The sequence below is a fragment of the Pseudoflavonifractor sp. MSJ-37 genome (genome assembly GCF_018917965.1).
In the GTDB taxonomy this organism is placed as follows: Bacteria; Bacillota; Clostridia; order Oscillospirales; family Oscillospiraceae; genus Pseudoflavonifractor_A.
Map to the genome: position 1 here is coordinate 142433 of NZ_JAHLPP010000001.1, position 24202 is coordinate 166634.

Consider the following 24202-nt stretch of genomic DNA (forward strand, 5'->3'; position numbering starts at 1 on the left):
AGGGAGAGATCAGGCTTTCTCGTAAGGTACGCCCTTGGCGCTGGCGTCGATCGCCTTTTGCTTGCAGGCGGCCAGGACGGCCAGGACCGTGACGATGTAGGGGACCATCAGGATCAGGTTGTTGGGGATGTTGAGACCGGCGTTCTGGAGGGTCATCTGCAGGGCATTGGCGCCGCCGAAGATCAGAGCACCGGCCAGGACACCAAGGGCTCTCCACTTGCCGAGGACCACGACGGCCATGGCGATGTAGCCCTTGCCGCCGGTCATGTCCACCTGGAAAGTGTTGGACTGCGCGATCGCCAGATAGGCGCCGGCCATGCCCATCAGGAGGCCGCTGAAGAGGGCGGCGGCATAACGGGTGACGAACACGTTGATGCCGAGAGAGTCGGCCGCCTTGGGATGCTCGCCGACGGCGATGATGCGGGTGCCGATGGAAGTTCGGTTCATGAGGAACCAAATGGCAGGCACCATCAGAATGCCGATGTAAACGATGATGTTATGGCTGAAGAACGTCTCGCCCAGCAGTGGGACGCTGGAGAGACCGGGGATCTGCAGGGAGGGGAAGGACTTCACCTGTGTGCCGCCGGTCTGGGCATCGAAGAACATCTTGCGGAACAAGACGGCTGTGAAGCCGGAACCGAGCATATTGATGGCACAGCCGATGACGACCTGAGGGGCACGGAACTTGATGGCGGCCACGGCAAAGACGAGCGTCATGAAGCAGCCGGCCAGCATACCGGCCAGCATGCCCAGCCAGTAGTTGTTGGTATAGTAGGCCACGGAGAAGGCGGCGAACGCTCCGGAGAGCATCGTGCCTTCGACGCCGATGTTCATCAGACCGGACCGCTCAGAGACCAGCAGGCCCAGTGCGGCGATCAGAAGCGGGATGGCCATTCGGATGGTAGCGGCAAGGAAAGAAGAGAGCTGATCCATTACTGCTTCGCCTCCTTCAGAACAGGTTTTTTGTCGGCGGTGCGCTTCTTCTTGACACGGCTCACAGCGGCGACCGCGACGAAGATGATGATGATGCCCTGCACGATGTCAGCAAAGGAGGAGGAGACGCCGATATTGCGCTGCATCGCGGTAGAGCCGGAGGCCAGGAAGCCGAAGAGCAGAGAACTGAGGATGACGCCGATGGGATTGTTGTTCGCCAGGATAGCCACGGCGATGGCGGTGTAGCCGTAGCCGTTGGAGATCTTCTCGTACAGATAGTGGGCGGAGCCGGCGACCTCGAACGCGCCGCCGATACCGGCCAGAGCGCCGGAGATCAGCATCGTGGAGATCATGGTGCGGCTCACGTTGATGCCGCCGTATTTGGCGGCGGTGGAGTTGTAGCCGACCGCACGGACCTCATAGCCGAAATAGGTCTTGAAGAGCAGGATGTAGATCAGGACCGCGGCGATACAGCCGACCACAAAGCCGGGATGCAGCTTCGTCTTTTCGATGAGATAAGGCATGAAGCCCTGCTCGGCGATGGTATAGGACTGGGGCTCAGCCTGGTTCAGATCGCGCATAGGATTGCGGACCAGATAGCCCACCAGCTGGAGCGCGATGTAGTTGAACATGATCGTAGTGATGATCTCGGAGATGCTGAACTTGGTCTTCAGGAGGCCGGGGACGAAGCCCCACGCCGCACCGGCCAGAGCGCCGGCCAGGACCATGACGACCATCAGCAGGGGACCGGGCATACCGGTGAACGTGATGCCGACCCAGGTAGCGGCGGCGCAACCCATGATGAACTGACCTTCCGCACCGATGTTGAAGACGCTGCCACGGTTGCCGATGGCGACGGCGATGCCGGTGAACAGCAGGGGACAGGCCTTGTTCAACGTATTGCCGAACACGCGCAGATTTTTGAACGAGGCCTCCCAGAGAGAGACGAACGCATCATTGGCGGGATAACCGAAAACGGTGAGCAGCAGCCAGCTGCAAGCGATCGAGAAGAACACCGCCAGAAGGGGCTTCCAGATCGACTGGAGGTACCCTGTCATTTTTTCTTTCATCCTTCCGCGCCTCCTTCCACAGTTCCGGCGGCCTCAGCCTTCATGTCATCCAGACGCTTGCCGGCCATCATGAGGCCGAGATCGTCCACAGCGACATCGGGACCGACTTCGCCCATCACCTGCCCGCCGTGCATGACCAGGATACGGTCAGACAGGGAACGGATCTCATCCAGATCGGTAGAGATCAAAAGGACGGCCTTGCCTTTGCTCCGCTCCTCGACCAGTTTGGAACGGACGAACTCGATAGCGCCGATATCCAGACCGCGAGTGGGCTGGATCGCCAGCATGACCTTGGGATCGCGGGAGACCTCGCGGGCCAGGATGACCTTCTGCTGGTTGCCTCCGGAGAGACCGCCCGCCAGATATTCGGGGTCATGGGGCCGGATATCGAAATCGTGGACCAGCTTCTCGCCGTGCTTGGAGATGGCCTTGTTGTCGGACATCAGACCGTGGGCGAACGGTTCCTTGCGCTGACTGCCCATGATGAGGTTTTGCTTGATGGGGAACTGGAGGACCAGGCCCTTGGTCAGACGGTCATCGGGGATGTGGGCCAAGCCCATATCGAGATGACGGCGGATGCTGGACTTGGAGACGGATCCGCCCTCCAGGCGGACATCGCCGCTTTCGATCTTGCGGCCGCCGACGATGGCCTCACCGAGCTCCAGCTGACCATTGCCATCGACGCCGGCGATGCCGACGATCTCACCGGCGTGGACCGAGAAGGAGATGCCATCCACAGCGGGGAGCCCCTTGTCGTTGTTGACGTGGAGGTCGGAAAGCTCCAGAAGCGGCTTGCCGGGCTCCTGAGGCTGGAGCTGACGCTCCAGATGGACGTCGCGGCCGACCATCATATGAGCCAGCTCCTGCTCGGTGGTATCCTTCACGTCCACCGTACCGATGACCTCGCCGAGCCGCATGACGGTGACGCGATCCGTATAAGTCATGACCTCGCTCATCTTGTGGGTGATGAGGATGATAGAGTAGCCGCTGTCCGCCAGCATCCGGATGGAGGTGAAAAGCTCCTCGACCTCATGGGGGGTCAGGACGGCGGTGGGCTCATCCAGGATGAGGATCTTCGCGTTGCGCATCAGGACCTTGAGGATCTCGACCTTCTGCTGGACACCGACGGGGATCTGCCAGATCAGAGACTGAGGCTCCACATTGAAGCCAAAACGGTCGTTGAGTTCCTTGACCCGCTTCTCCAGCTCCTTGAGGTGGAGGACGATGCCAGTCTCCTTGTCCATACCAAGGAAGATGTTCTGCGTGACCGTGAGCTGGGGGATCAGCATGAAGTGCTGATGTACCATGCCGATGCCGTGCTGGATGGCAACGCTGGGACTGGACATATGGACCTCTTCGCCGTTGATGAGGATATGGCCCTCATCGTGGCCGTACAGTCCATAGAGGATGTTCATGAGCGTAGATTTTCCGGCTCCGTTCTCTCCGAGCAGCGCATGGACCTCGCCTTGCTTCAGAGTGAATTCGATATTTTTGTTCGCACAAAAACTCCCGAAGTATTTGTAGATGCCATGCATTTCTACAACATTCATGATCTGGCTCCTTTCGGATGTTATTTGACGTCGGGGGTGGGGATGCGACCATTTCCTCAGCTTCTGTGATGATGGGAAGCTGCTTCGACAAAAGCGGAGGACGCAGAGCGAATGGCTCTACTCGACAGACATTTTGTACTACATACGACTTGCTGTAATTGTATAAAGAAAAGTGGAAAAAGTCAAGTCGGTTTTGGCGATTATAACGAATGAAGGCGTAGATATTCCCCTGCGCAAAAAAGAGAACTGTGAAGCATCTGATGAGATTCGGCGGAGATAAAGACTCAAATCTGGAAATTTGCTTCTAGAACGATGCACAAAAAGCAATATAGATACCGATGAAAATTGCGGTATCACTAGATCGAAGAATGCAAAAAAACACCCTGACAGAGCAAAGAGGACCACATAAGACCTCATTGTCTGTTAGGGTGTTAGAAAGCAGATCCAAATATATGGATGTATCGAAGATATGTGATATGTATTACCAATTCTTGCGAAGGAATTTCAAATCGAGCACACCGCTACGGAAGTAGATCATAGAATGCGCCACGATCTCATGGTCGAAGTTATAAACGTGGTCATCCATGAAAAGGACAGGGACGCCTTCCTCCAACTGCATCAGAGAGCGGACTTCCTCAGGAGGGATGATCGCGTCGATGTGAGACAGTGTGTAAGCCATCGAGGTATGGCAATACTGCTCCAAAAACTGATAGTGTCCCATTTTCTTCAGAGCCAGGATAGAATCAGTAGCGCCGCTGGCGAACCGGCTGTCGATGTGGTCGGCACAATAGACCACGACCTCCCCATCCAGCCAAGCCAACTTTTCTGTGTTCAGATAGGAGGTGGAGTCTGGACCGAATGCGGGATCGTTCCGAAACACAAAGCCAAGATTCAGCGATTCGATCTCCGGCTGATACCCGGCCTCCTGCATCGCTTCGAAAAGCTCCGGAGCAGTATCGAGACGGAACGTAGCGTTGGCGATCTGCGGGTTCGCGATCGTCCCTTTGCCGCGGCGCCGGGTAACGACACCCATCTCCTCCAGAGAGGCCAAGGCATCCCGCAGGACGTTTCGACTCACACCGAGACGGTGAGAGAGATCATCCTCGTTGGGGAGCTTGAAGGGCGTGCCATCGTGGGTAGAGGAGCAGATCAACTCCAGCAGCGCCCGCTTCGTTTTGTAGGAGAGCTGCTTGTTGTCTACGCGCAGAATATTCAAATCATCATCCACTTAGTATCACGTCCAACCAAGCATCTGTGCGGGATGATACGATTATAACTGACTTTTCGTCCTATTGCAAGAGGCGGATGGAACAAATGTGAAAAATGTAGGACAGAGCTCTGTGATACTGATGATGCGGAAGAAAAGTTGAGGGGGATGGGCCCGCGATAAAGCATGATAACGCCTACGATGACAAGCCCGATGATCTTGATGCAGCGGCAGACAAGAGTGTTATAGGGAAATTAGTATCACTAATGTGATGAAAGAAAGCGCAAGTGCGAAAAATGGCTAAGACATACCTGCGGAAAGGTCAATGAAAGGAAAAGGTTAGGAGTATCGAGAGATGATATGCACAAAAATAAGAGCTTGGATAAAATAAAATTGACAAATCGGATGATCCGGCTTATAATCTCGATAGTACTACTAAGCGCGAATCGGCGACGACCAGCCATGCGGCGTTTGCTAAAGAAGAAAGAATATGGAATGGAACGACCAACGGGCTTGCGGAAGCATTCCCGAATGGGCTGGAAGCCCAGGACAGAAACGTAAAGAGAAGAGAGGAAGCGAACGATGGAAAACATCAAGTATGGGATCAACGACAGACCGACCCTAGTGAAGACCATCCCCCTTGCGTTCCAGCATGTGCTCTCGGCCTTTGCCGGAACGCTCTCAGGCGGCCTGATGCTGGCGACCGGCATGGGAATGAACAGTCAGGAGACTGCGCTGGTCGTCCAGTGTGCGATGCTCATCTGCGCGTTCGCTACGATCGTACAGTCCTTGGGCATCGGACCTATCGGCGCCCGGCTTCCCATCGTCACCGGTGGCAGCTATACGCTGATCGCACCTATGGTGGCCCTTTCGAAGAACATGTCGATCGGTGAAGTGTTCGGTTCCTCCTTCGTAGCGGCCATCGCGCTGACGCTCCTCGGGCCTCTGGCAGTAAAATATCTCCATCGCTTCTTTTCCCCTGTCGTTACCGGCGGAGCGGTGCTGGCGGTCGGCATGTGCCTGATGGGCAGCGCGTTCAGCTACATGGTGAACCTTTCCGCTGATCCGGCCAATGAGCCTCAGATCTGGCTGTATGTCGGCATCGCACTCTTCACTCTGATGCTGACTCTGATCCTCGATTCCTTCACTAAGGGCTTCATCCAGTCCTGCTCGATCCTGATCGCGATCATAGTCGGCTATATCCTGTGCGTGTTCCTGGGCTTGGTGGACTTCACGGAAGTTGGGACGGCCTCTTGGCTGGCCCTCCCCCGTCCGGTCAATTTCGGTTTTGGCTTCAAATTTAGCGCTATCATCACTCTGTGTGTGGTCCATATCGCGACTGTCATGGAGAACATCGGCGATACGACCGGCGTGGTGAGCGGCGTGGAAGACCGTCTGCCCACGAAGCAGGAGCTCATGCGGGCGGTCCGTGGCGACGGCTTTGGCAGTATTTTCGCGGCCCTCTTCAATGGCCTGCCTGTGATCTCCGGCTCTCCCAATGTGGGCATCATTTGTATGACGGGTGTGGGCAGCCGGTTCGTCACTCTGGCGGGCGGCATCATCATCGGCATCCTGGCGTTCTTCCCGAAGTTTGCCCAGATCTTAGCGCTGACTCCCTATCCTGTCCTGGGCGGCGTGCTCTTCGTCTCCTTTGGCACCATCGCGGCCTCCGGCATCCGCGTCATCGGCATGAGCCGGATGAGCAAGCGGGACATCACCGTTCTGGCGATGGCCATCGTGGTGGGCATCGGCGGAAACTGGGCCTCCGGCAGCCTGAGTTTCCTTCCTTCTAATGTCATCACCCTCATCACTGGTATCCCTGGTACTGCTTTGACCGCTCTGATCCTGAATATGATCCTTCCCCGCACGCAGGCGGACAAGGAATACGAGGCGAAGCAGGCAGAAGAGAATGCCCGGCTGGAGGCGGAAGCGGAAGCAAAGGTCGCGGCCGAAAAGGCCAAGCGTTGAGCGAACGAAAAACGATCCTCGCCTTTATCTCCAAAAATGATACCGGAAGTTTGGCAGTTTTTTTGGATAGAAAATCGCAAAGAAATATAAGGACTGCGTGACATTCCAAGCAAGATCCGATATAATAAAGGACAGGAAAGCCCGGTACTCTATCAAATTGGATAAAAGGAGGATCAGAAGCCATGGAATCCATCGAGCTGAAGATCAACGGAGAAATTAGGACGGTACAATGTGAGAAGAATTGGACGTTGCTCTATGTCCTGCGTGAAGTGCTGGATCTGACCGGCGCTAAGTGCGGCTGCAACACGGGCGACTGTGGCGCCTGCAAGGTCATCATTGACGGTGAGGCCGTCAATTCCTGTCTGGTCCTGGCCCCCAAGGCGGTGGGCAAGGATATCTGGACCATCGAGGGCCTGTCCAAGGGGCCTGAGCTCCATCCCATCCAGCAGGCGTTCATCGACGCCGGCGCTGTCCAGTGCGGCTACTGTACGCCCGGCATGGTCATGTCTGCCAAGGCGCTTCTGGACAAAAACCCCGATCCGACGGAGGAAGATATCCGCAAGGCTATCTCCAACAACCTGTGCCGCTGTACGGGTTATGTGAAGATCGTGGAGGCCATCCAGCTGGCCGCTGAACGGATGCGTACCGTATAACAAGAAGCGGTGGGATCAGTGACGCAGGTCCCGAAGAAATGGTATATCACAGGAAAGGACATAAATAACATGAGCTGTGAGACTCCGACGAATGGAATGATCGGAAACCGTATCCCAGTGCGTGATGCCCGGATGAAGGTCACCGGTCAGCTCAAATATACCGCCGATATGAAGCTGCCGCGGATGCTGCATGCCAAGGTGCTGTTCAGCCCGGTGGCCCATGCGATGATCCGCTCCATCGATACCAGCGAGGCGGAGGCTCTGCCGGGCGTACGGGCAGTGGTCACTTATAAGAATTCCCCTGACACTCCCTTCAACTGCTGCGGCGAGAACATCGACGAGACGAAGAACGAGCGTATTTTCGACCAGCATATCCGCTACGTGGGCGACAAGGTGGCCGCTGTGGCCGCCGACACGATCCAGATCGCGGAAAAGGCCCTCAGACTGATCAAAGTGGAATATGAGGAGCTCCCCTTCTACACGGACCCGGAGGAGGCCATGAAGGAGGATGCCTATCCGATCCACGAGGGCGGAAACATCGCTGAGGTCGTCAATTTGGGTCAGGGCGATGTGGACGCTGGCATGAAAGAAGCGGATCTGGTCTATGAGGACCGGTATTCCCTTCCGGCCGTCCACCACGGCGCGATCGAGACCCATGCGTCTCTGGCCTATTACGATGCCAACGGCAAGCTGACGGTCTGGTCTCCCTCTCAGGATGCGTTCGCGGTCCGGGTGAACCTGTCCCGCCTCTTCGGTTTGAAGATGAGCCGGGTGCGGGTAGTGGCTTCCGCTATCGGCGGCGGCTTCGGCGGCAAGATCGATATGATTGTAGACCATGTGGCGGCCCTGCTGTCCATCAAGACCGGTCAGCCGGTGCGTCTGGTCTATACCCGGCGGGAAGATATCCCTTCTTCCCACAGCCGGCACCAGATGATCGTCTATCTCAAGACCGGCCTGAAGAAGGACGGCACCGTGGTGGCTCAGGATTTCAACGTGGTCATCAATGCCGGCGCATTCGCCGGAGGAAGCTCCAGCGTGGCATGGGCGATGGGCGGCAAGGTATTCCGCATCATGGATACCCCGAATATCCGCTTCAAGGCGACGGAGGTCTATACCAACTGCACTTGCGGCGCGGCCATGCGCGGCTTTGGCTCCCCGCAGGTGTTCTTCGCCCAGCAGCGGCAGTTCAATAAGATCGCCAGGGATCTGGATATGGACATCACGGAGTTGCTCCTGAAGAACCTGAAGGGAGAGCGGGGCGTGGACCTTCGTGACGGGACCCCGCTGGGCGATGTCTATGTCAAGGCCTGTGTGGAGAAGGGCATGGAGCTCTTCGACTGGAAAAAGGGACTGGAAGAGCAGGCCGCATCCAAGGCGGAGGGCGGCCGGTACCGCGTCGGTGTGGGCATGGCGGTCGCCGCCCATGGCAACGGTGTCTTCGGCGTCCATCCCGATACCACGGGCATCATCCTCCGTATGAACGAGGACGGCACAGTGGTCCTGTCCAGCGGCTGCTGTGACATGGGCAACGGTTCTGTCTCCCTCCAGGGACAGTTCGTCTCGGAGATCCTGGGAGTGTCTCTGGAGGACATCGAGTATGTCCAGGCCGATACAGATACGACCCTGTGGGATCTGGGCAACTATTCCAGCCGTGGTACTTATGTGAGCGGCGCGGCGGCGGTGAAGGCCGCCAACGCGCTGAAGGATATGCTCATCGAGGAGGCGGCAGATCTCCTGCCGGAGGACCCGGACCGGATCGTGTTCCACGACGGGAAGGCTTGGAGCCTGAACTATCCGGACCGGTCCGCCACTATGGCGGAGCTGGCCCATCACGCCCACCACAAGAGCCAGCGGGACCTGATCGTGGCGGAGACTTTCGCAAGCCGTGCGATGGCGGTCTCCTACGGCGCTCACTTCGTCAAGACGCAGGTGGACACCGAGACTGGTGAGGTCAAGGTCCTGGATTATGTGGCGGTCCACGATGTTGGCACTCCTCTGAACCCGATGAGTGTGGAAGGACAGATCGAGGGCGCCATCCAGATGGGACTTGGTTACGCGCTCAGCGAGGGGATCGTCCGGGACGACAAGGGCCGGGTCAAGAACAGCACCCTGCGGACCTGCCATATGTTCACCGCCGACGAGATGCCGCCGATCGAGGTGGCGCTGGTGGGCAAGCCGGAAGAGACCGGCCCCTATGGAGGCAAGAGCATCGGCGAGTGCTCCGTAGTCCCTGCCCCGGCGGCCATCGTGAACTCGGTATCCAATGCGGTGGAGGGAGATTACCATGATCTGCCTCTGCGGAAGGACGTGGTCCTTGCGGGGCTCCAGAAGTAAACAGCGGCGACAAGAGTCGAGATGCCTCATGATCGAAGATGATGAGGCGTCTCGGAAGGGGGACGGGAGTCCCGCCCTCCTTCCGAGACGCTTATATATCATGACAAGGAACGGAGATGACAGCATGGGATTCGAAGGAAAGGTCGCAGTCATCACTGGCGCTGGCCAGGGACTGGGCGCTGGATTTGCAAAAGACTTGGCTGGCCGTGGTGCCAAGGTGATCCTGCTGGGACGTACGGCCGCCAAGGTCGAAAAGGTCGCCGCTGAGATCCAGACCGCTGGTGGCTGGGCCCTTGCGATGGGGTGCGATGTGGGCGACCGGGAGCAGGTCAAGACCTGTTTCGACCGTATCCAGGCAGAGGTCGGCGGGGTGGACATCCTGATCAATAATGCCGCCTATCATCGTTCTCTCTCTGTATTGGACACGTCGATGGAGGAGTGGGACAAGCATATCGACTCGAATCTGAACGGGACCTTCTATTGCATCAAAGCAGTCCTGCCCGGGATGATCGAGCGGCGGTATGGAAAGATCTTGAATATGAGCTCCTCCGGTGCGAAGCTCTTCTTCCCAGGGTTCGGAGCCTATGCGGCGTCGAAGGGCGGCATCGTGTCCCTGACTCAGATCCTCTCGGAGGAGGTCAAGGACTACGGCATCAATGTCAACGCGATCTATCTCGGCATGACGAACACCGAGCACACCCGTGAACGTATCGACAGCGACCCGGCGGTCACCATCAAGCTGGACGAGATGCTCCAGGTGGACGAGGTCGCCAAGGTCGTCAGCTTCCTGGTATCGGACGAGGCGTCTCCCATCATGGGCGCCGCCATCGATGTATTCGGTAAAAAAGCCTGATCGTATAGGAGGATGAATGTATGGTAAGCACCAACAAGCGAGCCATGAAGGTCGTGGACGAGATCCTGGAGAATGCGGATGCTCTGGGCTGCAAGGTCATCAAGATGGACTGCGGCACTACGGTCGTCGATATGGGCTTGGACTGCAAGGGGAGCTGGTCTGCCGGACTCCTTTTCACCAGAGCCTGCATCGGTGACCTTGGCGAGGTCACTTTGGGGACCTTCAAGCTCAACGATCAGTACAGCTTCGCCAGCATCAATATGTTCATCGATCAGCCCCTCGTGGCCTGTCTGGGATCTCAGATCGCCGGCTGGAAGCTTGGAGAGGGCGAGTTCGCCACCATCGGTACCGGCCCGGCCCGCGGTATCGCGAAGGTCCCATCGGACTGGTATTTTGAGATGACAGACTATGCCGACCACTATGACAAAGCGGTCCTCTGCCTCCAGGACGTGAAGCTCCCTTCGGAGGAGGTCGCGCTGGAAGTGGCCAGGGCCTGTAAGCTGGAACCGAAGGATGTGTATATCCTGATCTCGCCCAGTACGTGTGTGGTGGCCAGTATCCAGGTCTCTGCCCGTATGCTGGAGCAGACGTGCCACAAGATGTTCGAGAAGCATTTCGACCCCGCGCAGATCGTCATGATCCGGGGCAGCGCTCCGATCGCTCCGATCGTGAAAGATGAGCTCAAGGCGATGGGCCGGATCAATGACGCCCTGATTTATGGCAGTGAGATCGAGGTCTGGGTGGATGCAGAGGATAAGGAGATCGCCAAGACCATCCATCAGTTGGCGGGCAAGACCTCTTCGCCCAACTATGGTGAGTTGTTCGAGGATGTATTCAAGGATGCCGGCTGTGACTTCTTCTATGTGGATCACGATGTCCACTCGGTGGGCAAGATCCAGATCCACAATGTGAACAGCGGCCGCGCCTTCTGCGCCGGTGAGATCAACTATGACGCGCTGGAGCGCAGCTTCCTTCGGTAAAACGGCGGAGCTAAAATTTTTTAGCCGTTTTTAATAGTGGTACATATTACAAACTACAATATATAGGAGGAAATGAGATGGCACTTTCCAATGAAAGACTGCTGAAGCTGTATCGTGACATGGTCATGATCCGACGCTTCGAGGAGGTCATCGAAGTCTACGCCGCGAATGGTACGGTCCCCGGCTTCGTCCATCTGTCCATCGGCCAGGAGGCCTGTCAGGCGGGCGTGATCGACTGCCTGAAGAAGACGGACTACAAGTTCCCTGACCATCGTGGTCACGGCGCGATCTGTCTGTGCGGCACCGATCCCAAGCTGGTCATGGCTGAGATCTTCGGCAAGGCCACTGGCATCAATCACGGCCGCGGCGGTTCCATGCATGTCAACGATCTGGACTGTGGCAACATGGGCTTCAACGGGATCCAGGGCTCCACTGTCGTCACCTGTCTGGGCACCGCGTTCAATGCGGTCTATAAGCATACGGATGCCGTCACTGCCGTGTTCATGGGCGACGGTACTCTGGGCGAGGGCACCTGCCATGAGAGCATGAACATGGCGGCCACCTGGAAACTGCCCATCATCTATTGCCTGGTGAACAACCAGTACGCGATCTCCACCAAGTATACGGAGTCTCATCCGCAGAAGCGGCTGAAGACCTGGGGCGAGGGCTATGAGGTCCCCAGCTTCTATGTGGACGGCAACGATATCGAGGCGGTCGTCGAGGCAGTCGAGGCGGCCGTGGAGCGTGCCCGCAAGGGCGAGGGCCCCACTCTGCTGGAGTTCGATACTTACCGCTGGCAGGGCCACTTCGCCGGCGACCCCGCCGCCTATCGTCCTGAGGAAGAGGTCCAGGCGTGGAAGGACCGCGATCCCGTGAAGCTCTGCCGCAACACGATGCTGGAGCGCGGCATCTCTGAGGATGAACTCAAGAAGATCGAGGACGAAGAGGAAGCCCATGTCCAGGATATGCTGAAGTTCTCTCTGGAGAGCCCCTATCCCGGCATCGAGACGGCTACGACCTACACTTATGCGGACAGAGAGGTGGAGACGAGATGAGCAGAGGCAAGAAGCTTTCCTATGGCATGGCCATCAATGAGGCCCTGCATCAGATCATGGAGCAGGATGAGCGTGTCTTCATCCTGGGCGAAGACGTGGCCAAGATGGGCGGCGATTTCGGCATCACGAAGGGCATCTGGGCCAAGTGGCCTGAGCGCATCAAGGATACGGCTCTGTCCGAGTCCGCGATCCTGGGCCTCTCCTGCGGCGCCGCTGTCTGCGGCCTGAAGCCTGTGCCCGAGATCATGTTCGCCGACTTCCTGGGCGTCGGCTTCGATCAGATCACCAACAACGCGGCCAAGTTGAACTATATGTATCAGGGCAAGGCCCACTGCGGCATCACCGTCCGTGCCCCTCAGGGCGGCGGCATCCGGTGCGCTTACCATCACTCTGCTTGTGTGGAGTCCTGGTTCATGAACACCCCTGGCCTGGTCATCGTCTGCCCCACCACTCCCTATGAGGCGAAGGGTCTGCTGATCTCCGCTATCAAGAGCGATAACCCGGTCCTCTTCCTGGAGCATAAGGCCCTCTACAACGTGAAGGGAGAGGTGCCTGAGGAGATGTATGAGCTCCCCCTCTATGAGGCCGAGATCGAGCGTGAGGGCTCTGATGTGACCGTCATCGCCACCCAGACCATGCTGGCCAAGGCCCACAAGGCGGCTGAGGAGCTGGACAAGGAAGGCGTGAGCTGTGAGATCATCGATCTGCGCACGGTGTTCCCCTATGATAAGGAGACCATCCAGAAGTCTGTCGCCAAAACTGGCCGTCTGGTCATCGCTCAGGAGGGCGTGAAGTGCGGCGGCTGGGCGGCTGAGATCTCCGCTATGATCAATGAGGACGTGTTCGAGTATCTGCGTAGCCCCATCAAGCGCGTCACTGGTCTGGACTCTCCCATGCCCTTCTCTCCTGGCCTGGAGGATCATGTCATGCCTCAGCAGGAGGACGTGGTCCGGGCCATCCGGCAGGTCATGGAATATTAAGGCGGGGAGGACAGTACGATGATCACGAATTATGGTATGCCCAAGTTCGGCCTCTCCATGGAGACCGGCATCATCAGCGAGTGGCTGGTCAAGGAGGGCGACGCCGTCAAGAAGGGCGACGCCCTCGTCGAGATCAGCACGGATAAGATCACCAATACCGGTGAGGCCCCCTGTGACGGTGTGATCCGTCAGATCGTGGCCCAGGTGGACGATGAGATCCCCTGCGGCGAGACGATCTGCATCATCGCCGACAGCATGGATGAGCCGGTGGGTGGCGCGGCGCCTGTTGCCGCACCTGCGGCTGAGGCGGCTGAGTCCGCGCCTGCGGCCGTCCCTGCGGCTCCTGCCGCCGCGGCCCCCGCGGATGTGAAGATCACGCCCCGCGCCAAGAAGATCGCAGAGGAGAAGGGACTGGCCTATGCCCACATCAAGGGGACCGGCCTGCTGGGTATGATCACGATCGACGACCTGAAGAAGTACGGCAAGCCCATCTCCGAGGTCGCTGCGCCTGCGGCTCCCGCTGCTGCCCCCGTGCCTGCCGCCCCTGCGGCGCCTGCGGCTCCCGCGCCCGCTGTTGCTGCGGCTCCCGCTTCCGCTCAGGTCTACAACACCGCGCCCTGCGCGGAGGGTGACGTCATCACCAAGATGACGCCCATGCAGATGGCGGTGTGTAAGGGCATGATGAACTCTCTCCAGGGTTCTGCCCAGATCACCATCGCCACCGAGGCCGATGTGACTGAGCTGGTGAAGGTCTACAAGTCCATCAAGGGCAAGTACAAGAACGCCGGCGTGAAGCTCAGCTACACCGCCATGCTCATCAAGTCCGTGGCTCAGGCGCTGGAGGATCATCCCGCCATGCGCATGACCGTGGCCGACGCCAATCACATCAAGACCACCGCCCGCATCAGCATCGGTTGCGCGGTGGACATCCCCGACGGCCTGATCGTCCCTGTGATCCGGGATGCCAATCTGAAGGACCTGCGTACGATCTGCCTGGAGCTGGCTGACCTGACTGAGCGCGCCAAGGCGGGCAAGCTCAACAGCGACGAGTTGGGCAATGCCTCTATCACGATCACCAATCTGGGTATGTTCGGCATCACCTACTTTACTCCCATCATCAACGCCCCCGAGGGTTCCATCCTGGGCGTGGGCGCCATCCTGGAGAAGATGATGGTGAAGGACGGCGGTTTCTATCCCGGCTCCGTCATGAACCTGAGCCTGACCCACGACCACCGTGTCATCAACGGAGCGCCCGCGGCCCGCTTCCTCCAGGAGGTCATCAACGGTCTCCAGGATTTCAAGTGGCTGTAAATAAAGACTAAGGCTAAGGGCGGCTGACCGATAGGCGGTCGGCCGCCCGTCCCTCTATCCGGCGCGAGATCCTATCCTCCGCGTAGAACGTACAAACTAGATACGATTCGGAAAGGACCGTGGCAATGAAGCAGATCGACCTCATCATCAAAAACGCGTATCTCATCACGATGGACCCCGCGCACAGCGTCCTCACGGATGCCTGTGTCGCGATCGATGGCGGCAAGATCCTGGAAGTGGGCGGCGCCGACCTTCTGGAGCGCTATCAGGCGGCTAAGACGATCGATGCTTATGGGAAATATGTGTTCCCGGGCTTCATCAGTACCCACTCGCACCTGTTCCAGACCATGCTCAAGGGCCTGGGACGCGATAAGTTCCTTATCGACTGGCTCAACAGCTCGGTGCGGGTGGCTCTGCATGAGTTCGACGAGGAGACTGTCTACTATGCGGCTCTGCTGGGCTGCATGGAGGGCATCAAAAGCGGCACTACCACTATTCTGGACTATATGTATGCCCACCCCATCCCTGGACTGGATGACTGTGTGACGAAGGCGTTCGAGGAGATCGGCATCCGGGGCGTCCTGGGCCGAGCCTTCACGGATGTGAGCTCGTTCCCGCCGGAGATCGCCTGCCCTCATGTGGAGACCGAGCGGGACTTCTTCGATGAGGTGCGCCGCCTGGAGAAGAAGTATCGTGCCCATGACCGTATCAGTGTCTGCATGGCGCCTGGCATCATTTGGGATCATACAGATGAAGGCTTCCGTGAGATGCGCCGCACGGCAGATGAACTCCATATGCCCATCACCATGCATCTGGTCGAGACTCCGGATGATGACGCGTTCAGCCGTGAAAAGTACGGTGAGGACACGATCCCACATCTGGAGAAGCTGGGCGTGCTGGGTCCCGACTTTATTGCGGTCCACTGCGTCTATATGCGGGATGAGGATCTGGAGACCTTCAAGAAGTACGATGTGAAGGTCTCTCACAACCCCAACTCCAATATGGTCCTGGCTTCCGGCGTGGCCCGTATCCCGGAGATGCTGGAGAAGGGCATCACCGTCAGCCTGGCCTGCGATGGCTCGGCCAGCAATGATACCCAAAATTATCTGGAGGTCATCAAGGCGGCCAGTCTGATGCAGAAGGTCTATCACCGGGATCCCTCTTTGATGCCTGCGTCCACGGTGCTGGAGCTGGCCACTATGGGCGGCGCCAAGACTCTGGGCCGTGAGAGCGAGCTCGGTTCGATCGAGGCTGGCAAAAAGGCCGACCTGGTCCTCTTCGACCCGCTGAGTCCCTGGTCCGCACCTGTCCATGACCCGGTGAGCGCCTTGACCTATTCCTGTAGCCCTGACAATATCAAAACGGTCATCATCGAGGGCAGAGTCGTTCTGGAGGACGGCCATATGACCACGGTGGATGAGGAGAAGGTGATCCGTGAGGCTCAGCGCCTCGGCACCCGCCTGGTCGAAAAGTCCGGTTTGGGCAATAGCCAGTGGGGCAAAAAGATGCCCTTCATACATATTTGAGTGGAGATGGAGGACAAGGATATGAACAAACTCAACTTTTTCCAGACCCCGAAGGATGACCTGAAGATCCACATGGTGTTCCGGGATGAAAAGCATATGGAGGAGCTGAAGGCGGCTTCTGCTGAGACCGATGTCATGCCGGATGTCCACGATTATTATACCGATATCTATTTCCCCAAGGCTCCGGCGGACCGCCCGTATACCTTCTCCTCCATCGTGCTGTCCTCTGATGGCAAGATGGCCTACCAGGATGATCCTGCGGGGCCTCTGGTGGCGAAAAACAACTATCTGGATCCCAATGGCTCCCTGGGCGACTTCTGGGTGCTGAACGTCCTGAGATCCTATGCCGACGGTATCATCGTGGGCGCGAATACTCTGGCGAAGGAGCCCGGCATCACCTGCCATGTTTATGATGAGGACCTGACCCGTCAGCGGCGGGAGCATCTGGGCAAAAAGTATCAGCCGGTCAGTGTGGTCGTCTCTTTCGATGCCACCGACATCCCCTTCGACCACTACACCTTTGCGGTGGATCCTGCCGAGGAGCTGAAGATGATCATCGCGACCGGACCGGATGGCCTGGAGTACATCAAGGACCATTCTCCGCTGAAGCATGTGTTTTATGGACCCTTCGATTCCAGGGAGGACGTGGATGCGGCAGAGCTGGCCCCCATCCATCAGGACTTCGACATCGTACCTGTGATCGTCACCGGCACCGGCAAGTCTCCGGATGGCCATCTGATGATGTATATCCTCAAGAAGCTGGGTCTGGAGAAGCTCTGTGTGGAGTCTCCCTCTTATTGTGCCTATATGCTCAAGGAGCAGATGCTGGATGAGTACTTTATCGATTACTCTATGGTGTTCGTGGGCGGCACGACTACCCCGGGTTCGTTCATTGCTTACGGGAGCAAGGACCATCCCCATGCGGACCTGATCTCCTTGGGCGTCCATAAGAGCAATTTCCTGTTCACACGGCAGAAGATCCGCTATGGCGTGAAAAATACCACGGATCTCTCCGGCTATAAATATTGACCGGAGGGCAGAAGGAGGAAGAAGATATGAGTTATGATCTGGTCGTGATCGGAGCTGGCCCTGGAGGCTATGTGGCCGCCATCCGTGCCGCGCAGCTCGGGATGAAGACGGCTATCGTGGAAAAGGACCACTGCGGCGGCACTTGCCTCAACTATGGCTGTATCCCGACGAAGGCCCTCTATAAGAATGCGGAAGTGGTGGACGAGCTCAAGCGGGCAGAGGAGTTTGGCATCGCGCTCAAGGGCTATGACATCGACATGGGGAAGGTCCAGGCCCGAAAAGGCAAGATCGTCAAGACGCTGTCCAGCGGTGTGGAGTTCCTGCTGAAGGCCAATAAGGTGGATCTGGTCAAGGGCGAGGCGAAGATCATGGCCCCTGGAAAGGTCCAGGCCGGAGGTAAGGTCCTGGAGACGAAGAAGATCCTGATCGCCTCCGGCTCCAAGGCATCCAAGCCTCCGATCAAGGGCATCGACCATCCCGGTGTGCTGACCAGCAAGGAAGCTCTGGAGATGGATCATGTCCCCGGCAAGATCGTCATCGTCGGCGGTGGTGTGATCGGCATCGAGTTCGCGGGCATTTATGCGGCCTTCGGCGCTGAGGTCACGATCGTGGAGTTCATGCCGAAGATCATTCCCAACATGGACAAGGAGATCACAGACCGCCTCCAGAAGCTGCTGGAGCAGAAGGGCATCCGCTTCATGGTGGGCACCAAGGTGGAGGAGATCGGCAAGTCCGGCTCTGGACTCACGGTCACTGTGGACAAGGATGGCGCCAAGACGGCTCTGCCTTGTGACGAGGTCCTGATCTCCACCGGACGTGAGCTGGATATCGCCGGACTGGGCTTGGATGCTCTGGGCATCCACTATGACCGGAAGGGCGTGAAGGTGGATGCTGATTATCAGACCAACGTCCCCGGCATCTACGCGATCGGCGATGTGATCGGCGGTGTCATGCTGGCCCATGTGGCTTCGGAAGAGGGAAAGGTCTGCGTGGAGCGTATGGCCGGTCATGATGTGAGCGTGGACTATGATCTGATCCCCAGCGCTGTGTTCACGTTCCCTGAGGTGGCCAGCATCGGTCTCTCTGAGGAGCAGGCCAAGGAGAAGGGCCTGGACTATGAGGTCGGAAAATTCCAGTTCTCCGGCAACGGAAAGGCCTTGACCATGGGCGACGCTGAGGGTATGATCAAGGTGGTCGTGTCTAAGGACAAGCAGCGGATCCTGGGCGTCCACATCGTGGGTCCCAACGCCAGCGACCTGCTCACCGAGGCGGCCATCGCCATGCGGGGCGAATTCACCGTGGAGGAGACGGCAGACACTATGCACGGCCATCCCACTCTGTCCGAGGCGTTCGAGGAGGCCCTGACCCTGACCTTGGGCCGCGGCATCCATAGTGCCCCTGCGAAAAAGAAGAAGTAAAGTCCCCCGATGCGGAGGACAAAACGTCCCTCTGCACAGACGGTGCGGAGGGACGTTTTAGCGATCGAACGTATGATCGGAAAAGATGCATCGAAAGGAGCGTAGTCATGGAACTGAAAAAGTATGACGGGAAGCCCCAATTCATCGAGGAGCTGGTATTTCGGATCGCACCGGGACAGGTAGCGCGCTATCTGGATCTGGAGGCCGAGCTGTTCTCGGAGCCCCTCGCCCACCGGACGGGCTTCCTGGGCGGAGAAACCTGGGTCAGTGCGGACCATGAGGGAGAGGTGACCTCTCTGTATTTCTGGGAGAGCGAAGAAGCCTACCACAGCTTGGACCAGGTGTGGCTGGGCGGCCAGAAGCAGAAGATGGGGGAACTCATGGGAGATGACGCGGTCTTCGTCCGGGCCGGACATACGACGGACCGCCGGTTCCGGGTGCGGGAGTTCCGCTGATGGACCATCCCATCCACTCCAAGCGGGACCTTCCTTTAGACGCGCCGGTCCCGCGGCCGGAGGCGCGGGGGTGGACCGTCTGGCCGGAGGATCCGGCGGAGCTCCGTCTGACAGCCAATGCCGGGGTCCTGCTGGGATGGCGGGGGGAGAAGCTCCTGCTGGATGGGCTCCACGACAGCCGGGCCCATGATTTCAGCCCGGTCTCCCGGCCGGTACTGGATGCCCTGGAGGATGGGACGCCCCCATGGGACGGCATCCGCTGGCTCTTCTACACACACCTCCATATCGACCACTTCTCCGGACGGGAGACGGTGCGCTTCCTGGAACATCAGCGGCCGGACCGGATCTTCCTGCCGGCGGGCAACGGCGGGCCGGGCATGGATGGGGAGGATATCGCCGCCCTCCGGCACGTTTTGACCGAGCGGGCGATCCCCACTCAGGAGCTGCGGCTGGAGGAGTTCCAGACGGTCTGCTTCCCGCTGGCGCCCGGACTGCGGGCCACAGCCTTCCGGTCGGTCCATGCGGGGACGGGCAATGAGGACGTGATGCACATCTGCTGGCTCTTCGAGCTGGAAGGGCGGACCGTCCTCTTCCTGGGAGATTCCGACTTCGATGGGGACTACTTCGCCACGGTGCTGGCGGGGCGGCACATCGACGTGCTGGTAGTGGACCCGCTCTTCGTCACGAACCCGGCGGGCCGGATCGTGGTAGGGGAGTCCATCCGCCCCGGCCGTCTGGTGGTGGACCACATCCCCTTCCAGCAGGACGACAAGCTCCATATGCGCCGCCTGGTGGTCCGGGTCTTGGACCGCTGGGGCGGGAAGCTCCCGCCCACAGCGCTGCTGTGGGACGAGGGGGACACGGTCCTCCTCTGAGGAGGGCAGCCGACGGATATCGAGAAAGGGAGAGGGACCAAAGGCGGCCCCGCGCGGAGGCGCGGGGCCGCCTTTGCGCGGAAATGCCGGGAGAAAAATTTTTCTGCTCTGGTCTGCGGAAAAAAGTGCAGAGATCGCGCGAGATCGAAAGAAATGATTGAAAAATTGCGCCAAATAGGTTATTATGACGGGGTACCCTGGCGAGATAGGCCTTTACTGCGGAAAAACTTGTGGTATAATACGGGTATAGTTTAGGACTGCATTTTGAACTTTAAAGTATGAAAGTGCAGCGAAATAGGTGATGAACTATGTGCGGAATCGTTGGATTCGTTGGCAGAGAAGAGGCTGCACCCATCCTGTTGGATGGCCTGCGGCGTTTGGAATATCGTGGCTATGACTCGGCGGGCATCGCGGTCTTCGACCCGAAGGACGGGCTCCAGATGGTCAAGACCAAGGGCCGGATCCAGGTCTTGGCGGACCATATCGCGGAGCGGGGCGGCCTGAAGGGCACGATCGGCCTGGGACACACCCGCTGGGCCACCCATGGCGTGCCCTCCGATGTGAACGCCCACCCCCATATGAGCGAGAACGGCCGGATCGCCGTGGTCCACAACGGCATCATCGAGAACTATGTGGAGATCAAGGAGTTCCTCCAGTCCCAGGGCGTCCATTTCACCTCTGAGACGGATACGGAGGTGGTGGCTCAGCTCCTGGAATACTATTATGACGGAAACATCCTGGACACCGTGACCAAAGTGCTCCATCAGATCCGGGGCTCCTATGGTCTGGGCGTCCTCTGTGCCGACTGCCCCGACCGGCTCATCGCCGCCCGGAAGGACAGCCCCCTGATCCTGGGCTTCGGCAAGGGCTTCCACATGATCGCCTCCGATGTGACGGCGGTGATCAAGTACACCCGGGACGTGTGCTATCTGGACGACGGCGAGATCGCGGAGATCACCGCCGACCAGTGCTGGATCTATGACTCCTATCTGCGCCCTGTGGAAAAGGAGCACCACCATGTGGACTGGGAGATCTCCGCCGCGGAGAAGGGCGGCTATGAGCACTTCATGCTCAAGGAGATCATGGAACAGCCCAAGGCCATCCATGCCACCATCTCTCCCCGCATCCGGGATGGCCAGGTAGTGCTGGACGGACTGGACTACTCCGAGGAGTATCTGTGGGCCATGGACAAGATCTACATCATCGCCTGCGGCTCCTCCTACCATGTGGGCATGGCGGCCAAGTATGTACTGGAGAAGTACCTGCGCAAGCCGGTGGAGGTGGCGCTGGCCTCTGAGTTCCGGTACAGTGAGCCCATCGTCACCGACCGGACCCTGGCCCTGGTCATCAGCCAGTCCGGCGAGACCATCGACACGCTGGCCGCCCTGCGGGAGGCCAAGCGCCTGGGGGCCCGGATCCTGTCCATCGTCAACGTGATGGGATCCACCATCGCCCGGGAGTCCGACGATGTGCTCTACACCTGGGCCGGACCGGAGATCGCCGTGGCCACCACCAAGGCCTACTCCACGCAGCTGGCTGTGGTGGACCTGATCTGCCTGAGCTTCGCCCGGAAGCTGGGCACCATCAGCGCCGAAGAGCACGACACGATCCTGGCCCAGCTCCAGAGCCTGCCCGAGAAGCTGGAGGAGGTCCTGGAGCAGCGGGAGCAGATCCAGTATCTGGCGTCCATCTACTTCAACCACTCCTCCGTGTTCTTCATCGGCCGGAACCTGGACTACGCCGTGGGTATGGAGGGCTCCCTGAAGCTGAAGGAGATCTCCTACCTCCACTCGGAGGCCTACGCCGCCGGTGAGCTCAAGCACGGCACGATCTCCCTGATCGAGCAGGGCACGCTGGTGATCGCACTGGCCTCCTACCGGCCCCTCTTCGAAAAGACCATGAGCAACGTGGTGGAGGTCAAGAGCCGCGGCGCCAAAGTCCTGGGCCTGACGACAGAGCCGCTCCGGGGGGAGATGGAGAAGGTGGCCGACCAGACCATCACGGTGCCGGAGGTCCATCCCATGCTCCTGCCTTCGCTGGACGTGGTGCCCATGCAGCTCTTCGCCTACTATGTGGCGCTGATGCATGGCTGTGACATCGACAAGCCCCGCAACCTGGCCAAATCGGTCACGGTGGAATAAACACAGGACCCGCTCCGGGGGAGCGGGTCGAGAGAGAAGAGAAAGAGAAGGGAACGACGGATATGAAGAAGCTGCTCACATCGACGCTGGCCCTGTTGCTGGCGGGAAGTCTCACCGCCTGCGGCGAGAGCTCGGCGACTCCGGTCCAGACCGGCTCGGCGGGGAAGGACGACGCGGATCCCGTGGTGATCAACTACGGCATCTCCAGCCCCTGGGACTCCCTGATGCCCTATAACAGCCCCTCCGGCAGCAACTACGCCCGCATGGTGTACGACAAGATCTACGACCGGCTGGGCTATGTCCATGCCGACGGCACGGTCACGCCCCGGGCCGCGGATTCCTGGGAGAGCGCCGATGACGGCATGGCCGCCGTGTTCCATCTGAACGAGAAGGCCGCGTTCCACGACGGCACTCCCGTCACCGCCCAGAACTGGGTGGATACCATCGCCCTGATGACGGACCCCGCCTGCCCCACGCTGGGCCGCTCCGCCTTCGCGGTGCTGGCGGGGACCGATGAGACCGGCGCCGCCGTGGAGGGCGAGGCTCTGGGCGCCGAGGTCCTGGATGACCACACGCTGAAGCTCACCTTCAAGGCCGTCACCACCCCGGAGGACTTCCTGCTGGACAAGAACCGGGAGTTCTATGTCCTGCCCACCCATCTGATGGAGGGCACCGACCCCGCCGACATCATGGACATGGACCTCTGGACCGCGCCGGTCGGCTCCGGTCCCTGCAAGTTCGTCTCTGAGGTGTCCGGGAGCACACTGACGCTGTCGGCCAACGACGACTATCAGCTGGGAGCCCCCGGCTTCGACCAGCTCGTCATGACCGTCATGGAAAAATCCAGCCTCCTGACCGCTGTGATCGCCGGAGACCTGGACTACTACGCCATCGGGGGCAGCGTGTCCGCCGATACCGCATCCGCCGCCGCAGACGCGGGCCTGACCGTGGAAGAGGGCACGGTGCCCAACACCTTCTATGAGCTGATGCTCAACAACGAGTCCATCCCCGACACCAAGATCCGCCGGGCCATCGAGCTGGCGCTGGACAAGGAGCTCCTCAGCCAGCAGACCAGCGGGGACCGCGGCGCTGTGACCGGCACCTCTGTCTTGCCCACCTGCGCCAGCTACGCCGGGGACTACAACGTGTCCTACGATCTTGAGGGGGCCAAGGCCCTGCTGACCGAGGCGGGCTATGACGGCCGGGAGTACAGCTTGGCCTGTTCCTCCAACCGGGCGGGCCTGGCGGCCCTGATCCAGCAGGAGCTGGCCGAGGCCGGCATCTCCATCCGGATCGAGACGGTGGACTCCGCCGCCATGTTCGCCGGCATGACGGACGGCACCTATGACATGGGCATCGCCAGTCATACGCCCTCCGCTCTGCCCCTGTGGTTCGTGGAGAGCCGGTTCACGGAGGACAACAACATCTTCCATGTCCAGGATCTGGCCCCCTATACGGAGCGGATGGAGGCCGTGAAGGCCGAGACCGATCCCGCGGCCCGGACCGAGGCCGTGGCGGCGCTGGAGGAGCTGATGGCTCAGGAGCGGCCCTTCATCCCCCTGTGGTTCGGCACCGGCCTCCACGTCCAGTCCCCCACAGTGAGCGGGATCGACTACACCTCCGCCAGCTTCTCCAATGAGAATGTCTGGGAGTGGTCCAAGCAGTGATGATCTGAGCGCCTCCGGCTGTTCCGCCCCGCAGAGGGCGGGACAGCCAGAGGATGGCCCCGTTGGGAAAACGAAGCGCGGAAGCGTGTGAAAACTCTGACGTTCGGTATTTGCACCGTTTAGAATGAATACCTCCGTAGGATCAGTCAGGATCCATGCTCTCTGGGAGAGGAGAGCCGGAAGTGCAGGAGGGACCT

The 24202-nt window shown here is 59.2% G+C and carries 19 protein-coding genes; 15 read left to right on the forward strand and 4 right to left on the reverse strand.

The features are described from left to right. Nucleotides 1–9 precede the first annotated feature (9 nt). The 4 genes from KQI12_RS00690 to KQI12_RS00705 all read right to left on the reverse strand — a co-directional run bounded on the left by KQI12_RS00690 (nucleotide 10) and on the right by KQI12_RS00705 (nucleotide 4781). Complete coding sequence (locus KQI12_RS00690; protein ID WP_216569902.1) at nucleotides 10–933, reverse strand: ABC transporter permease; 924 nt, start codon at nucleotides 931–933, stop codon at nucleotides 10–12. Continuing rightward, nucleotides 933–2003, reverse strand: a complete 1071-nt coding sequence (locus tag KQI12_RS00695; protein ID WP_216569903.1) for an ABC transporter permease — start codon at nucleotides 2001–2003, stop codon at nucleotides 933–935. Before KQI12_RS00695 ends, KQI12_RS00690 begins: the two co-directional genes overlap by 1 nt. Then, a complete protein-coding gene (locus KQI12_RS00700) occupies nucleotides 2000–3553 on the reverse strand; it encodes an ABC transporter ATP-binding protein (protein ID WP_253290751.1) in 1554 nt (517 codons plus the stop codon). The genes KQI12_RS00695 and KQI12_RS00700 overlap by 4 nt, the downstream gene beginning before the upstream one ends. Before the next feature lie 481 nt (nucleotides 3554–4034). Continuing rightward, the gene (locus KQI12_RS00705; protein ID WP_216569904.1) at nucleotides 4035–4781 is read right to left on the reverse strand and encodes a GntR family transcriptional regulator; all 747 of its coding nucleotides are present in this window, start codon (nucleotides 4779–4781) and stop codon (nucleotides 4035–4037) included. 561 nt (nucleotides 4782–5342) lie between these two features. Here KQI12_RS00705 and KQI12_RS00710 point away from each other — a divergent pair. The 15 genes from KQI12_RS00710 (at nucleotide 5343) to KQI12_RS00780 (ending at nucleotide 24005) form a co-directional block, all read left to right on the forward strand. Further along, entirely contained in the window at nucleotides 5343–6728 is a 1386-nt protein-coding gene (locus tag KQI12_RS00710; protein ID WP_216569905.1) for a uracil-xanthine permease family protein, read from the forward strand. A 182-nt stretch (nucleotides 6729–6910) separates the two neighbouring features. Next, nucleotides 6911–7381, forward strand: a complete 471-nt coding sequence (locus KQI12_RS00715; RefSeq protein ID WP_216569906.1) for a (2Fe-2S)-binding protein — start codon at nucleotides 6911–6913, stop codon at nucleotides 7379–7381. Nucleotides 7382–7498: 117 nt separating this feature from the next. Next, on the forward strand, nucleotides 7499–9715 hold the full coding sequence (locus KQI12_RS00720; RefSeq protein WP_371817914.1) for a xanthine dehydrogenase family protein molybdopterin-binding subunit: 2217 nt from the start codon (nucleotides 7499–7501) through the stop codon (nucleotides 9713–9715). Between the two features lie 124 nt (nucleotides 9716–9839). Then, nucleotides 9840–10568: an SDR family NAD(P)-dependent oxidoreductase gene (locus tag KQI12_RS00725; RefSeq protein ID WP_216569910.1), complete on the forward strand. Its 729-nt coding sequence runs from the start codon at nucleotides 9840–9842 to the stop codon at nucleotides 10566–10568. Between the two features lie 20 nt (nucleotides 10569–10588). After that, nucleotides 10589–11548, forward strand: a complete 960-nt coding sequence (gene mch, locus KQI12_RS00730; RefSeq protein WP_216569911.1) for a methenyltetrahydromethanopterin cyclohydrolase — start codon at nucleotides 10589–10591, stop codon at nucleotides 11546–11548. A 77-nt stretch (nucleotides 11549–11625) separates the two neighbouring features. After that, nucleotides 11626–12603 (forward strand): thiamine pyrophosphate-dependent dehydrogenase E1 component subunit alpha, encoded by a 978-nt coding sequence (locus KQI12_RS00735; RefSeq protein WP_216569913.1) that lies wholly within the window; start codon nucleotides 11626–11628, stop codon nucleotides 12601–12603. Then, a complete protein-coding gene (locus KQI12_RS00740; RefSeq protein ID WP_216569915.1) occupies nucleotides 12600–13583 on the forward strand; it encodes an alpha-ketoacid dehydrogenase subunit beta in 984 nt (327 codons plus the stop codon). The genes KQI12_RS00735 and KQI12_RS00740 overlap by 4 nt, the downstream gene beginning before the upstream one ends. Nucleotides 13584–13601: 18 nt before the next feature. Then, nucleotides 13602–14894, forward strand: coding sequence for a dihydrolipoamide acetyltransferase family protein (locus tag KQI12_RS00745; RefSeq protein WP_216569918.1), 1293 nt, complete (start codon nucleotides 13602–13604; stop codon nucleotides 14892–14894). A 125-nt stretch (nucleotides 14895–15019) separates the two neighbouring features. Beyond that, nucleotides 15020–16420 (forward strand): amidohydrolase family protein, encoded by a 1401-nt coding sequence (locus KQI12_RS00750; RefSeq protein ID WP_216569920.1) that lies wholly within the window; start codon nucleotides 15020–15022, stop codon nucleotides 16418–16420. 21 nt (nucleotides 16421–16441) lie between these two features. After that, a complete protein-coding gene (locus KQI12_RS00755) occupies nucleotides 16442–17449 on the forward strand; it encodes a dihydrofolate reductase family protein (RefSeq protein WP_216569922.1) in 1008 nt (335 codons plus the stop codon). A gap of 26 nt (nucleotides 17450–17475) precedes the next feature. Further along, entirely contained in the window at nucleotides 17476–18867 is a 1392-nt protein-coding gene (lpdA, locus tag KQI12_RS00760) for a dihydrolipoyl dehydrogenase (RefSeq protein WP_216569924.1), read from the forward strand. Nucleotides 18868–18974: 107 nt separating this feature from the next. Next, on the forward strand, nucleotides 18975–19322 hold the full coding sequence (locus KQI12_RS00765; RefSeq protein WP_216569926.1) for an antibiotic biosynthesis monooxygenase: 348 nt from the start codon (nucleotides 18975–18977) through the stop codon (nucleotides 19320–19322). After that, nucleotides 19322–20197, forward strand: coding sequence for an MBL fold metallo-hydrolase (locus KQI12_RS00770; protein ID WP_216569927.1), 876 nt, complete (start codon nucleotides 19322–19324; stop codon nucleotides 20195–20197). Before KQI12_RS00765 ends, KQI12_RS00770 begins: the two co-directional genes overlap by 1 nt. A 308-nt stretch (nucleotides 20198–20505) precedes the next feature. Next, nucleotides 20506–22338 (forward strand): glutamine--fructose-6-phosphate transaminase (isomerizing), encoded by a 1833-nt coding sequence (gene glmS / locus KQI12_RS00775; protein ID WP_216569928.1) that lies wholly within the window; start codon nucleotides 20506–20508, stop codon nucleotides 22336–22338. 62 nt (nucleotides 22339–22400) lie between these two features. Then, nucleotides 22401–24005 (forward strand): ABC transporter substrate-binding protein, encoded by a 1605-nt coding sequence (locus tag KQI12_RS00780; RefSeq protein ID WP_216569929.1) that lies wholly within the window; start codon nucleotides 22401–22403, stop codon nucleotides 24003–24005. The last annotated feature ends 197 nt before the right edge of the window (nucleotides 24006–24202 follow it).